This window comes from Staphylococcus sp. HMSC62B09, assembly GCF_001839115.1.
GTDB classification, from domain to species: domain Bacteria; phylum Bacillota; class Bacilli; order Staphylococcales; family Staphylococcaceae; genus Staphylococcus; species Staphylococcus haemolyticus.
This window is the reverse complement of record NZ_KV840169.1, coordinates 89,139-103,144: the sequence shown is the minus strand read 5'-3', so window position 1 is coordinate 103,144 and position 14,006 is coordinate 89,139. Positions and strand designations below refer to the sequence as shown.

Annotated in this window: 13 protein-coding genes; 10 read left to right on the top strand and 3 right to left on the bottom strand. The window is 33.2% G+C overall.

Annotated features, from left to right (window positions below):
• Window positions 1-367: 367 nt before the first annotated feature.
• Entirely contained in the window at window positions 368-1,501 is a 1,134-nt protein-coding gene (dnaN, locus tag HMPREF3265_RS11495) for a DNA polymerase III subunit beta (RefSeq protein ID WP_011274360.1), read from the bottom strand.
• A 301-nt stretch (window positions 1,502-1,802) separates the two neighbouring features.
• Window positions 1,803-3,158, bottom strand: coding sequence for a chromosomal replication initiator protein DnaA (gene dnaA / locus HMPREF3265_RS11490; protein ID WP_049394873.1), 1,356 nt, complete (start codon window positions 3,156-3,158; stop codon window positions 1,803-1,805).
• 678 nt (window positions 3,159-3,836) lie between these two features.
• Here dnaA and rpmH point away from each other — a divergent pair.
• The 10 genes from rpmH (at window position 3,837) to HMPREF3265_RS11440 (ending at window position 11,906) form a co-directional block, all read left to right on the top strand.
• The gene (gene rpmH / locus HMPREF3265_RS11485) at window positions 3,837-3,974 is read left to right on the top strand and encodes a 50S ribosomal protein L34 (protein ID WP_000240855.1); all 138 of its coding nucleotides are present in this window, start codon (window positions 3,837-3,839) and stop codon (window positions 3,972-3,974) included.
• A gap of 112 nt (window positions 3,975-4,086) precedes the next feature.
• A complete protein-coding gene (rnpA, locus tag HMPREF3265_RS11480) occupies window positions 4,087-4,437 on the top strand; it encodes a ribonuclease P protein component (RefSeq protein ID WP_160380507.1) in 351 nt (116 codons plus the stop codon).
• A 153-nt stretch (window positions 4,438-4,590) separates the two neighbouring features.
• Entirely contained in the window at window positions 4,591-5,970 is a 1,380-nt protein-coding gene (mnmE, locus tag HMPREF3265_RS11475; RefSeq protein ID WP_053026890.1) for a tRNA uridine-5-carboxymethylaminomethyl(34) synthesis GTPase MnmE, read from the top strand.
• A gap of 119 nt (window positions 5,971-6,089) precedes the next feature.
• Window positions 6,090-7,967: a tRNA uridine-5-carboxymethylaminomethyl(34) synthesis enzyme MnmG gene (gene mnmG / locus HMPREF3265_RS11470; protein ID WP_053026891.1), complete on the top strand. Its 1,878-nt coding sequence runs from the start codon at window positions 6,090-6,092 to the stop codon at window positions 7,965-7,967.
• The gene (gene rsmG / locus HMPREF3265_RS11465; protein WP_037552646.1) at window positions 7,967-8,689 is read left to right on the top strand and encodes a 16S rRNA (guanine(527)-N(7))-methyltransferase RsmG; all 723 of its coding nucleotides are present in this window, start codon (window positions 7,967-7,969) and stop codon (window positions 8,687-8,689) included. Before mnmG ends, rsmG begins: the two co-directional genes overlap by 1 nt.
• Before the next feature lie 45 nt (window positions 8,690-8,734).
• Window positions 8,735-9,574 (top strand): nucleoid occlusion protein, encoded by an 840-nt coding sequence (gene noc, locus HMPREF3265_RS11460; RefSeq protein ID WP_053026892.1) that lies wholly within the window; start codon window positions 8,735-8,737, stop codon window positions 9,572-9,574.
• 220 nt (window positions 9,575-9,794) lie between these two features.
• The gene (locus tag HMPREF3265_RS11455) at window positions 9,795-10,157 is read left to right on the top strand and encodes a DUF3147 family protein (protein WP_053024873.1); all 363 of its coding nucleotides are present in this window, start codon (window positions 9,795-9,797) and stop codon (window positions 10,155-10,157) included.
• Between the two features lie 18 nt (window positions 10,158-10,175).
• On the top strand, window positions 10,176-10,574 hold the full coding sequence (locus HMPREF3265_RS11450) for a DUF3147 family protein (RefSeq protein ID WP_053024872.1): 399 nt from the start codon (window positions 10,176-10,178) through the stop codon (window positions 10,572-10,574).
• On the top strand, window positions 10,537-11,076 hold the full coding sequence (locus HMPREF3265_RS11445) for a TetR/AcrR family transcriptional regulator (RefSeq protein ID WP_037551843.1): 540 nt from the start codon (window positions 10,537-10,539) through the stop codon (window positions 11,074-11,076). The genes HMPREF3265_RS11450 and HMPREF3265_RS11445 overlap by 38 nt, the downstream gene beginning before the upstream one ends.
• Window positions 11,077-11,333: 257 nt before the next feature.
• The gene (locus HMPREF3265_RS11440) at window positions 11,334-11,906 is read left to right on the top strand and encodes a helix-turn-helix domain-containing protein (protein ID WP_053026893.1); all 573 of its coding nucleotides are present in this window, start codon (window positions 11,334-11,336) and stop codon (window positions 11,904-11,906) included.
• 56 nt (window positions 11,907-11,962) lie between these two features.
• Here the strand turns inward: HMPREF3265_RS11440 and HMPREF3265_RS11435 are convergent, their stop codons facing one another.
• The gene (locus tag HMPREF3265_RS11435; RefSeq protein WP_070861720.1) at window positions 11,963-13,804 is read right to left on the bottom strand and encodes a Spy0128 family protein; all 1,842 of its coding nucleotides are present in this window, start codon (window positions 13,802-13,804) and stop codon (window positions 11,963-11,965) included.
• Window positions 13,805-14,006 lie beyond the last annotated feature (202 nt).

Genomic DNA, 14,006 nt, shown 5'->3' with positions numbered 1-14,006 from the left:
CTTTATGTGTCATTAATTTATTATACCTTTTTTAGGTTTGAATTTCATTTAAAATAGAATATGAAACCGTTTACTTCACAATATCTTTTTACATATTTAATTTTAGTAGGAAAATTAGTTATATTTTTCAGTTTGAAGCGGCTTTTTTAAAGAAAATTGAAGATTACAAATGATGTTGTATAGAGAATAGCCTGATTTTTAATTTTAAGGGCTATTTTAGCTTGATGATATATTATTTAGATTTATCCACTAGTGAATAACTTTTGTGTCTAAATTGAAGGCTGAATGAGCTTAAATTAAATAAAAAAGGAGTTAAGACAGAATTCCTTTTGAATTCGTCGTAACTCCAAATTAATAGCTTTTAAAACTAATACGTTCTAATTGGTAAAATTAATTGTGTGACAGAATCATCTTCTTTTGGTTTGAGGATGAATGGTTTCATCGTACCAAAGAATTCAACTTCAACTTCATCATTATCAATCGCTTTTAGCGCATCCATCATATAACGAGAGTTGAAAGAAATCTTCAAGTTGCCACCCTCTACATCCGTTGCTGTAACTTCTTCTTTTACGGTACCAATCTCAGGTGATGTAGATGATAATTCTACAACATCATTACCTGTACTTAACTTAATAACGTTGTTACCACCTTCTCGTGCCAATAAAGAAGCACGATCGATTGCGTGATAGAATTCACCGTTGTCTAAGCCTAATTTAATTTCGTAATTCTCAGGGAATAAACGTGTTGTATCAGGATAATGTCCTTCTAATAAGCGAGAAATAAAGTTTACATTTCCAACTTTAAATAAAACTTGATTTGAAGCAAAGAAAATATCAATCTCTTCATCGCTATCACTCATAATTTTATTTAATTCTGATAAAGCTTTGCCTGGAATGATGACATTTTTATTTTCAGAGTCATCTTCTAATTTCAACTTTCTTACAGCCAAGCGGTGTGAATCGGTCGCAGTGCATATTAATTCATTATCTTGTATAAGCCAGTTAACACCAGTAAGTACTGGGCGTGTTTCTGAGGTGGACACTGCGAAATTTGTTTGTGCAATGATATTTTTTAATACTTTTACTGATAATTGGATTGCATCATCACGTGATACTTGAGGTAATAATGGATATTGATCAGGATCTAAACCACTTAAGTTAAATTCAGAATGTCCTGAAGTAATTAGTGTTTGAAATTGTTCATTTGTTGATAATTTAACATCTTTACCTGGTAGTTTTTTAATAATATCTACGAAGAAACGACCAGGAAGTACAACTGAACCTGTTTCAGAAATAGTGACAATATCCTCACCATCTACTTGTTTAGGGATTGTAATTTCAATAGATATCTCAGAATCTGAACCAGTAAGAATGACTTCGTTATCTTTAGCATCGATTTTGATACCCGTTAAAATTGGTAATGTTGTTCTTGGTGAGATGGCTTTTAATGTGTCATTTAATTGATTAATAAAATAATCTCTTCTAATTGTGAATTCCATCATTAATTTAAACTCCTTCCAGTCGTTTATATATAATTATATAGGTTTTAAATTCATAGTAATAGTAGTAGAGCTTGTGGATTAGTGGATATGTTAAGAAAATCCTTATGTGCCAAAGTTATACACATGTGGATAAACTGTTGATGTTGTGTATTACTTTTGAACATTATCCACAATTACGAATAAAATGTTTATGACATTTATCATTAATCAATGTTTCTTATACCATAATAACTTGTCACTATTTTTTATTTCCCACTTTATCATTTCATAATCTGTTGTATAACAGTTTTCAACTTTAATTTTATTGATTGCGAATTTCTTTTTCCAAATCTTCAACTTCTTGTTTAAAAATTGTATCGGCTTTAATATCTTTAGCGATTTTTTCGTGCGCATGAATCACTGTCGTATGATCTCGACCACCGAATTCTTCACCAATCTTAGGTAATGAAAAATCAGTAAGTTCTCTTGATAAATACATCGCAATTTGACGTGGATAAGCAATTGATTTTGTACGTTTTTTTGCGCTGAAATCTTCGATGCGAACGTTGTAGTAATGTCCAACGACTTTTTGAATATCTTGGATCGTAATTTTTTTAGATTTAGGAACTTGAATAATATCTTTGAGCGCTTCTGCTGCTAATTCAGTCGTAATAGGTCTGCCTTGAAGTTTAGAATAGGCAAGCAAACGTGTGAGTGCGCCTTCTAATTCACGGATGTTTGATTGAATTTGATTAGCAATATAATTTAAAGCTTCAGCAGGAATTTCTAAATTCTCTTCTTCGATTTTTTTCTGAAGAATCGCCATACGCGTTTCATAGTCAGGAGGAGTAATATCAACGATTAATCCCCATTCGAAACGAGAACGTAAACGGTCTTCTAATTTTGCAATTTCTTTAGGTGGACGGTCACTTGAAATGACAATTTGCTTCTTATTTTGATGTAATTCATTAAATGTATGGAAGAACTCTTCTTGCGTTTGTTCTTTATTCTGAATAAATTGAATGTCGTCAATCAGTAACACGTCGATGTTTCTATACTTCTCTCTAAAGGCTTCAGGTTCATTGTTACGAATTGATTTGATGAAGTCATTTGTGAATTTTTCACTTGAAGTATATAGTACTTTAGCATTTGGTTGATTGCTAAGAACATGATGACCGATCGCATGCATAAGATGTGTCTTACCAAGACCAACGCCACCATATATAAATAGAGGGTTGTATGCTTGTGCTGGTGCTTCAGCAACTGCAAGACTTGCTGCATGTGGAAATCTATTGCCAGGTCCAATGACGAAAGTATCAAATGTATTGTGAGTATTGAATTGATCTATGCCTTCATGACCATCTTCAATGATTTGACGTTGAGGTTCACTTGGCGTGTTAGATTTACGACTTGTCTCATCAAGTTCAGCTAATTGTTCAGCAGTGAAAAATTTGGGTTCAACTTCATAACCAATAACATCTTTCATAATTGTTTGGATTACTTCTTTGTAGTTTGAATTTAACCATTCTGCGTAAAATTCATGAATTACAAAGATGATTGCAACATTATCACGAATTTCTTTGAGTTCTGTATCTTTCAAAAAAGTATTAAATGTCGATTTAGATATTTCTGATTCTGCAACTTCTAATACTTTTTTCCAAATTTCTTGTTCTGACATAAAATAAACTCCATCTTCTTTTAAATTTAGGACTTATACACAGACATTTAGACAAGTGGATAAAAATAATCACAGCATGTTAATAATTATCCACAAGTTAATAACATTCAGTGGATAACTTTATATATGCTATGATTTGTTCACACTAAATACGTATATAAAATCAATAAATAAATCCTTTAAAAATAATGAGTTAGACGACTTATCCACATAATTATACTTTTTAACTTAGAGAGATGTCAAATAGGTGTGAATATGTTGTTAAACTTGGTATAAATCTGTTAATAATGAATATATTATCCACAGAAACTTAAATCTCGTATGTGTATAAGTGGATAATTTTAAAAAACTAAGTTTATGTACTACAACAGCTTTGGGAAATAATTTATAAAGATGAATTTAAAATGAATAAAATGTGTGAGACGCACGTTTGGCGAAATGTATAAATATTAAAAATGGATGTTGACAAGTGGTTAAAAAAATAACATCTTAATGCAAATGCTGCTTGCTTTATAAATAGTAATTTGTTATATTGTAGTAGTTGCTTGAATTATGACTAGATAAAATTGAATTAAAACAAGAATTCTGATATCAGAAATTATAATTTATCTATTAAAATAATCAGGATCACTACAAGAGCGAGTGAGCTGGATAAATATGTAGATGGAGGTGTTTTGCATGGTAAAACGTACTTATCAACCAAATAAACGTAAACATAGTAAAGTTCATGGTTTCAGAAAACGCATGAGCACTAAAAATGGCCGTAAAGTTTTAGCACGTCGTCGTCGTAAAGGCCGTAAAGTTTTATCAGCATAAGATCACTGACTTCTCAGTGGTCTTTTTTTTCGTTTGAATAGGTATAAATTGAGATACGCTATATCAAAACTAACTTTAGCTAAGTTGGCAAAGAATAAAATAAGTGAGTGATGTGAACGTGGAGAAGGCTTACCGTATAAAAAAGAATACTGATTTTCAAACGATTTATAAAAGAGGAAAATCGGTAGCAAATAGACAGTTTGTTGTTTATACCTATAATAGTAATAAAGATCATTTTCGATTAGGTATTAGTGTATCTAAAAAATTAGGCAATGCAGTGACTCGAAACAGAATTAAACGTGCGATAAGGGAGAATTTCAAAATTCATAAAGAAGATATTATTGCACGTGATATTATCGTTATTGCTAGGCAACCAGCTAAGGATATGACTACACTTGAAATCCAGGGTAGCTTAGAACATGTATTAAAAATTGCAAAGGTCTTTAATAAAAAGATTAAATAGAAGGGTAGGGGAGTTTTAGACGTCCGTCAGTCTGAGGTTATACAAACCGAAGTCTTACCTTATGAGCGATAAATCAACTTATTAGCAATTTTTATAGAAACAAATTACAATGTTATAATGAAATTTTACTTGAATAAGGAGGCGAGGATAATCATGGATTTTGATACGATAACTAGTATTTCAACACCTATGGGTGAAGGAGCAATCGGTATTGTCCGTTTATCTGGACCACAAGCCGTTGAAATTGGAGATAAGCTATATAAAGGAAAGAAAAAGTTACAAGACGTAGATTCACATACGATTAATTATGGTCATATCATAGATCCTGAAACAAATGAAGTTGTTGAAGAAGTTATGATATCTGTGCTAAGAGCACCAAGAACATTTACACGCGAGGACATTATTGAAATTAATTGTCACGGTGGTATTTTAACAATTAATCGAATATTAGAACTTACAATGACGCATGGTGCAAGAATGGCAGAGCCAGGGGAATATACAAAGCGTGCATTCTTGAACGGGCGTATCGATTTATCACAAGCTGAGGCTGTTATGGATTTTATTCGTTCTAAAACAGATCGTGCTTCTAAAGTTGCCATGAACCAAATCGAAGGGCGACTAAGTGATTTAATTAAGCGACAACGTCAATCCATTTTAGAAATTCTCGCGCAAGTAGAAGTGAACATTGATTATCCAGAATATGACGATGTTGAAGATGCTACAACTGAGTTCCTATTAGAGCAATCTAAAAAGATTAAAAACGAAATTAATCTATTATTAGAGACTGGAACACAAGGTAAAATTATGAGAGAAGGTCTTTCAACCGTTATCGTTGGTAAACCAAATGTAGGGAAATCGTCAATGTTAAATAACCTTATTCAAGATAATAAAGCCATCGTAACTGAAGTTGCAGGTACAACTCGTGACGTTTTAGAAGAATACGTCAATGTTAGAGGTGTACCATTAAGATTGGTAGATACTGCAGGTATTCGTGACACTGAAGATATCGTTGAAAAAATTGGTGTCGAACGTTCACGCAAAGCCTTAAGTGAAGCAGATCTAATCTTATTTGTATTAAATAACAATGAGCCATTAACACAAGAAGATCGTACATTATATGAAGTTATTAAAAATGAAGATGCCATTGTAATTGTTAACAAAACTGATTTAGAACAAAACTTAGATATAAATGAAGTAAAAGAAATGATTGGTGATACACCACTTATCCAAACATCTATGCTTAAACAAGAAGGTATTGATCAACTAGAATTACAAATACGAGATTTATTCTTTGGTGGCGATGTTCAAAACCAAGATATGACGTATGTATCTAATTCAAGACATATTTCTTTATTAAAGCAAGCTAGAAATGCTATTCAAGATGCGATTGATGCAGCTGAATCAGGTATTCCTATGGATATGGTTCAAATTGACTTAACGCGTACTTGGGAATTATTAGGTGAAATTATTGGTGAATCTGCTAGTGACGAATTGATTGATCAACTATTTAGTCAATTCTGCTTAGGAAAATAATAGTTTATACCTTATAGCTATGTAACGTTTAAGAAATGATAAATATTAAAGAAACTGAGACGGTAGGAAGTCTTATTTATAAAAATAAAGACAAAGGAAATTTAAAGGAGGTCAATTAGGTGGTTCAAGAATATGATGTAATCGTCATTGGTGCTGGACATGCAGGTATTGAAGCAGGTTTGGCATCTGCAAGACGTGGCGCAAAAACACTAATGCTAACAATTAATCTAGATAATATTGCATTCATGCCATGTAACCCATCAGTAGGTGGTCCAGCGAAAGGTATTGTCGTTCGAGAAATTGACGCATTAGGTGGGCAAATGGCTAAAGCGATTGATAAAACACATATCCAAATGCGTATGTTAAATACTGGTAAAGGGCCAGCAGTACGTGCGTTACGTGCTCAAGCAGACAAAGTGTTATATCAACAAGAAATGAAACGTGTCATTGAAGATGAAGATAATTTAGACATCATACAAGGTATGGTGGATGAATTAATTATTGAAGACAATGAAGTAAAAGGTGTCCGCACAAATATCGGTACTGAATATCGCGCTCAAGCGGTTGTTATTACGACAGGTACATTCTTACGTGGTGAAATAATCTTAGGTAACATGAAATATTCAAGTGGTCCAAATCATCAACTTCCATCTATCACGCTAGCTGATAATTTAAGAGAATTAGGTTTTGAAGTTGTGCGCTTTAAAACGGGTACACCTCCACGTGTAAACGCGAAAACAATAGACTATTCTAAGACGGAAATTCAACCTGGTGATGATGTAGGTCGTGCATTTAGTTTTGAAACTACAGAATATATCCTAGACCAATTACCTTGTTGGTTAACATATACCAATGATCGTACACATAAAGTCATCGATGATAATCTACATTTATCAGCTATGTATTCAGGTATGATTAAAGGAACAGGTCCTCGTTATTGTCCATCAATTGAAGATAAATTTGTGCGTTTTAATGATAAACCTAGACATCAACTTTTCCTAGAGCCTGAAGGTCGTAATACAAATGAAGTTTACGTTCAAGGACTTTCAACAAGCTTACCAGAACACGTACAACGTCAAATGTTAGAAACGATTCCTGGTCTTGAAAAGGCAGACATGATGCGTGCGGGTTATGCCATTGAATATGATGCGATTGTGCCAACGCAATTATGGCCAACATTGGAAACTAAAATGATTAAAAATTTATATACGGCTGGACAAATCAATGGTACTTCAGGATATGAGGAAGCGGCTGGTCAAGGTATTATGGCTGGAATCAATGCTGCAGGTAAAGTGCTTGGTACCGGAGAAAAAATCTTGAGTCGTTCAGATGCATATATTGGTGTTTTAATTGATGACTTAGTTACAAAAGGTACGAATGAGCCTTACCGCTTATTAACATCTCGTGCAGAATATAGATTATTACTACGTCATGATAATGCTGACTTGCGTTTGACTGATGTAGGTTATGAATTAGGTATGATTTCAGAAGAACGTTACGCGCGTTTTAATGAAAAGCGTCAACAAATTCAAGATGAAATCCAACGTTTAACTGATATTCGTATTAAACCAAATGAATACACACAATCTGTCATTGAGGCAAATGGTGGTTCACGTCTAAAAGATGGCATTCTAGCAATTGATCTATTACGACGTCCTGAAATGACATATAATACAATCTTAGAAATTCTAGAAGAAAGTCATCAATTACCTGAAGCGGTTGAAGAGCAAGTTGAAATTCAAACGAAATACGAAGGCTATATCAATAAATCATTGCAACAAGTTGAAAAAGTTAAACGCATGGAAGAGAAAAAAATTCCGGAAGACTTAGATTATAGTAAAGTGGATAGTTTAGCGACTGAAGCTCGTGAAAAATTAGCTGAAGTTAAACCATTGAATATTGCACAAGCATCACGAATCTCTGGTGTTAACCCAGCAGACATCTCAATCTTACTTGTTTATTTGGAGCAAGGTAAATTGCAAAGGGTGAAAAATTAATGAATGGCGTAGAATGGCTAGCTAAAGAATTAAGTGAACATGGAATTGAATTGTCAGATAAACAAAAAGAACAATTTCAAACATATTATCGTTTACTTGTAGAATGGAATGAGAAAATGAATCTCACAAGTATTACAGATGAACATGAAGTTTATTTGAAACATTTCTATGATTCAATTACACCGAGCTTTTATTATGATTTCAATCAGCCTTTAACCATCTGTGATGTTGGTGCAGGTGCAGGTTTTCCAAGTATTCCATTGAAGATTGTTTACCCTGAATTGAAAGTAACCATTGTAGATTCTTTAAATAAACGTATTCAATTTTTAAATCATCTAGCTGCTGAACTTGGCTTAACACAAGTTAGCTTTGTACATGATCGCGCTGAAACATTCGGTAAAGGCGTAAACAGAGAAACGTATGACGTAGTTACAGCACGTGCAGTAGCCAGACTTACAGTGTTAAGTGAATTGTGCCTTCCTTTAGTTAAAAAGGGGGGGCAGTTCATCGCATTGAAGTCTTCTAAAGGAGAAGAAGAATTAGAAGAAGCACAATTTGGGATTAGTATATTAGGTGGCGTCTTTAGTGATTCTTATACATTTGATTTACCAGAAGATGCTGGTGAACGACAAATGATTATTATAGATAAACGTCGTCAAACATCTAAAAAATATCCTAGAAAACCTGGTACGCCTAATAAATCTCCTTTACTAGAAAATTAATAGCACCTACATGTTAAAATTAATTTTAAGAGGAGTGAATGGATAATGAAAAAGCCTTTTTCAAAATTATTTGGATTGAAAAATAAAGATGACATCGTTGGATACATTGAAGAAGATCGCAATTCTAGCGTTGAATCCATTCAAATTGAGCGTATTGTACCTAACCGTTATCAACCAAGACAGGTGTTTGACTCAAGTAAGATTACTGAACTTGCTGAATCTATTGACGAGCATGGTTTATTACAACCCATCGTTGTAAGACCGATTGAAGAGAATATGTACGAAATTATTGCGGGTGAACGACGTTTTAGAGCACTACAGTCACTGCATAAATCTCAAGCAGATGTCATTATACGTCATATGAATGATGAAGAAACAGCAGTTGTTGCATTAATTGAGAATATTCAACGTGAAAATTTATCTGCTGTTGAAGAAGCGGAAGCTTATAAAAAGCTTCTTGAGATTGGTGGCACAACGCAAAGTGAATTAGCTAAAAGTTTAGGTAAAAGTCAAAGTTTTATCGCAAATAAATTGCGATTATTGAAATTAACACCTAAAGTGATTAGTCGTTTAAGAGAAGGCAAGATTACTGAGCGTCATGCTCGTGCTGTCTTATCTCTTAAAGAGGAAGATCAAGAAAAGCTAATTGAACAAGTGATTAGCCAAAAATTAAATGTTAAACAAACAGAGGCACGTGTTAAACAGAAAATTGGACCAGAAAAAGTAAAAGCTCAATCTTTCCAATTCTCTAAAGATTTAACACAAGCACGTGACGAAGTTGGAAAAAGCATTCAAGCCATTGAACAATCTGGTATACGTGTAGAACAACGTGATAAAGAACATGATGATTATTACGAAATTAAAATAAAAATTTATAAAAAATAGATGAAAAGTGTGTATAATGCTATTCCTTGAAAAATAGGTTTTAAAGTTATACCACTTAATAATAGCACTAAGATGATTAAAAGTTGAATCATTTTAGTGTTTTTTATGTTCATATAGCATTCATTTTTCTTACAAAGTGCTGTTTACATAGCTAATAAATAGATTTACAATATTATTAAACGAAACGTATCGTTTAATAATTAAAGAAGAAGGGTTTATTGTGTTCGGAATATCCATTTCTAGTGCTATTCTTCATTTTGTTATTGGAGGTCTTGCAGTGGCGATTGCATCTATAATGGCTGAGAAGGTCGGTGGTAAAATGGGTGGCATTATCGCTACTATGCCGGCAGTCTACTTAGCTGCAATTATAGCCCTTGCGATAGATCATCGTGGCAATCAATTAGTTCAAATGTCAATTCATCTTAGTTCTGGTGCCATTATTGGAATTATATCGTGCATCATAACAGTCTTTTTAACGTCTCTTTATATTAGTAAAAGAGATTATAAAAGAGGAACAGGATTTGCATTAATATGTTGGCTTGTAATTTCTCTAAGTATATTTGTTGTTAGACATATGAATTAATCATTGGAGGCTTTTGTAATGAAATTAGCATTAATTAAATTCTTGGTTGGGGGACTTGCAGTTACGCTGAGTTATATTATCTCTGTTATTTTACCTTGGAAAGAACTCGGGGGTGTGTTTGCTACATTACCTGCAGTATTCTTGGTTTCATTGTTTATCACAGGAATGCAACATGGCGATGTTATTGCTAAGCACGTAAGTAGAGGGGCAGTTTTTGGCATGACGGGCGTACTTATTAGTATACTAGTAACATGGGCGATGCTATATTTTACAAATCAATGGCTACTTAGTATTGTTATTGGATTTATTGCATGGTTTGTAAGTGCAGTAATTATTTTTGAAGCGGTTGAATTTATTACACATTTAAGAAGGGGAAAACATGGCTGGAAGACCGAAAGATCCGACAATCAATCATAAAATTTTTAATGAATTAGATCGAATGTTGGCTACGACACATTTTAGAGACATCACCATCGATCAAATTTCTGAAAACACAGGTGTGTCTAAAGCTACAATATATCGACGTTGGAAAGACAAATCTTCAATTATTGTAGATATGTTCGTGAGTAGAACACAGATTTTTGAAAATGAAAATAAAGATCTACACACGGGGTTGTATCAATTCTTAATTAAAATAATGGAAATTTATAAAACGAATTTAGGGCGTGCGGTTATTGAAATATTAATTAGTAACCAACAAGTTGAAGCACGTGAATTGTTTATGAAGGGTTATTTTAAAAGTAATCGAAAATTATTGAAATCAATCATAGCACATCACATAAAAGAAGAGGATCAAGATTTATTTATAGATATGATTTTCTCACCAATTTATTTCAATATTTTAATTAAACCGGAAACACTTGATGAAGCATATATTGAAAAAATGCTAGACGTTATCTTAAAATCTTTTAATCAATAATATCTTAATTAACAAAAGGAACTGCGTTTAAACAAATAGCGTAGTTCCTTTTTTAGACGTCAGGAAGTCTTATAAATACTGATAAATCAGCATGTAAAAGGACTTTGACAATGAAAAAGATGCGAATGACAAAGAAATTTGGTAGTTTTTTATATGAAGAAACGTTTCTATGGAGTTGAAGTGAGATACAACTATTAATGTCTATCTTGCTTCTAATATAGGCAAGATTAATCTAAATGGTTAAGGAGTTATGGGTGATGGAAATCGGTCAACAAATTCGTAAATATAGGGAAAAAGAAAATTATTCTCAAGAGTACCTAGCTGAGAAATTATATGTTTCGAGACAAACGATTTCTAATTGGGAGAATGAAAGAAGCTATCCAGATATCCATAATTTATTAATGATGTGTAACTTATTTAATGTTTCATTAGATGATCTTGTCAAAGGAGACGTGAAACGTATGGAACATGAAGAAATTAAAAAAGACATGGATTTTTGGACGTGGATGATGCTAATTTGGACGTTATTAGCATGTGTTTTAATAGGACCGCTTTTATTTTATTTAAGTTGGTGGGGTGTTGCGATAACCTATGCCATTTTTTCTATAGGTTTTTATAGTTCTACAAGGATAGATAAAATTAAATATAAGCACGGCATGGATAATTACGATCGAATCGTAGCTTTTATGAATGGTCAAGATCCTAATGAAGTTCAGACTACTAAAACACGCAATTTCATTACGAGTATCTTATCATTTATCTTTGTAGTAGGTGCATTTGTAATCATATGCTGGTTGAGTATTTATCTATCATTTAAATTTTTACCATAACAATTTAAATGGCTATGAAACGCAATGCTTCATATGCCTTTAGTAATTATAAGTGATTATTTATTGCGTAATCTTCTTCTACCAATTAATAATACGCTACCTAAACCTGCAAACATTGTTGCTAATAATGATTTATTCATATTAGCGTCGTCGCTACCAGTATTTGGTAGGTGTTTCGGTTGATTTGGTTGTTTAGGTGTTGGTGGCACATGATGTATCGGTGGCACACCTGGTTTTTCAGGTGGGTTGCCTGGTGGGTTAACTGGAGGTTGACTCGGTGTTTTAGGCGGATTATGTGGTGGTTTGTTTGGCGTTGGTGGTACTGGTGGTTCAACAGTGTTGTTAAATTCAGTATCATTTACTCCATCGGATTTACCGCCTGAACTGTTGTAAGTTACAGCTGCTTGTAAATTACCTGTTTTTGGATTTTCAGTAACTACCACTGTTGCTTTGATAGACATTGTATCATAAGCAATATTTGAATCTGTTCTCACTTGTTCACTGATTTGGTAAACGTAAGTGCCTACTTTATTGAATTTAATTGGTAAGAAATTCACTTTACCATTCGCATCATTTGTTGCTGATTGTACTGGATGATCAGGATTGTTTAAATCCGTTAAGATGAATGTGTAATCTCCACCTTTAAGCTGACCATCTTCCAATTTCTTAGGCACTTTGAATTCAAAGTTTACTGGTTTTACTTTGTTTACACGTTTTTCTGATGGTTTAGGAGGTGGTACTTCATTGCCACCTTTGGCTGGGTTAAAGAACTGAACAGATTGGATCGCTACGTTAGTAATGTCCTTGTTTGCTTTGGCACTGTCTTTAATGACCCCGACAATATCTAATTTGTAGTAACGCCTAAATGGAATTTGCGCATTATCTAACACATGATCTTTAACTAGACTTTCTTTAGGTGTAGCTGTGATGACACCATTCTCATCTATAATATCAAATAAGTTTGTAACGTCTTGTCCAGTAATACCGTCATATACCTCAATACTTTGAACAACTACGCTTGTTTCATCATAGTCATCAGTAATGCCTAATTTATTAATTTTGTTATCTTTTAAAAAAGTAAAATTAATATAGCCATATTTAGCTTTTTGAGGGTCACGAGCAGCTACTGCTCTTTCTAAAGAATTTTCACCAATGGATACTGTACCAGGTGAATTGATTTGTTTCGTTTCCACTACAGAATTTGTCTCACCGTTAACTAACTCAATCGTTAAGTCATTAGAGTCGTCGTAGGGTTTAGATAAACGATAGTAATATTTAGTTTGATATGCAGCATTAAATTCTTTAAGATCTGTTATCTCAAATGTAAATTGATTTGGATCAGTACTTTTTTCAAATACGACGTTTGGTGTTGGGATAGTATTTGAATCTTTAGGTTGTGGAGTGATAACATCTCTACTTTTAACAGATGCACTATTGGCATTATCCATATTAGGTGTTGCAGTTGTCGTTGTGTCCTCTAGAACGCCTTCTGAAGTAATTGCTGACGTTGCAGAAGTATGTGTTGTTGTCTTCTCTACTTGAGATGAAGCGGCAATGATTTGTGCATTTGCATTTTCGTTACCTGAGTGTGTTGTCTTACTAGTTGTTTGTGGTTGCGTTTCTGTTTTTGTTGTATTTTCTAAATTTTTCAGGGGAATAGATTGAGATGGTGAAGCTGCATTTTGTACGTCTTCATGTGTTGAATTATTGACTTTCTTTTCAAAAGATTGTTGATTGGAAGCCGTGTCCGTTGTTGACGTACTATTATGTAATCCACTTGCATGAGCTACATCTTGAAAGTCCATAAATAAAAAGGCATCTAATAATATGGAGACTGTTCCTATTGAAAACTTTCGAATAGAGAAGCGATACTTTGTTTTTTTGTTGCATAACTTGATGTCCTTTCTTAGATGAATAAAATATTTCTGTCAATTTAATTATAAAATATATAAAATAAAATGAAAAAGGGGTAGGATAGAATTCCTTTGAATTCTATCTTACCCTAACCTGCTTAGCTTGTAGAATTTCTTTGTGTTGGGGCTCCGAACCTCAACTTGCTTAGCTTGTAGAATTTCTTTGTGAAATTCTTTGTGTTGGGGC

Excerpts from the sequence above, each read along its gene's own strand:
- dnaN (WP_011274360.1), bottom strand. The coding sequence starts at position 1,501 with ATGATGGAATTCACAATTAGAAGAGATTATTTTATTAATCAATTAAAT.
- dnaA (WP_049394873.1), bottom strand. The coding sequence starts at position 3,158 with ATGTCAGAACAAGAAATTTGGAAAAAAGTATTAGAAGTTGCAGAATCA.
- rpmH (WP_000240855.1), top strand. The coding sequence starts at position 3,837 with ATGGTAAAACGTACTTATCAACCAAATAAACGTAAACATAGTAAAGTT.
- mnmE (WP_053026890.1), top strand. The coding sequence starts at position 4,591 with ATGGATTTTGATACGATAACTAGTATTTCAACACCTATGGGTGAAGGA.
- rsmG (WP_037552646.1), top strand. The coding sequence starts at position 7,967 with ATGAATGGCGTAGAATGGCTAGCTAAAGAATTAAGTGAACATGGAATT.
- noc (WP_053026892.1), top strand. The coding sequence starts at position 8,735 with ATGAAAAAGCCTTTTTCAAAATTATTTGGATTGAAAAATAAAGATGAC.
- HMPREF3265_RS11450 (WP_053024872.1), top strand. The coding sequence starts at position 10,176 with ATGAAATTAGCATTAATTAAATTCTTGGTTGGGGGACTTGCAGTTACG.
- HMPREF3265_RS11445 (WP_037551843.1), top strand. The coding sequence starts at position 10,537 with ATGGCTGGAAGACCGAAAGATCCGACAATCAATCATAAAATTTTTAAT.
- HMPREF3265_RS11440 (WP_053026893.1), top strand. The coding sequence starts at position 11,334 with ATGGAAATCGGTCAACAAATTCGTAAATATAGGGAAAAAGAAAATTAT.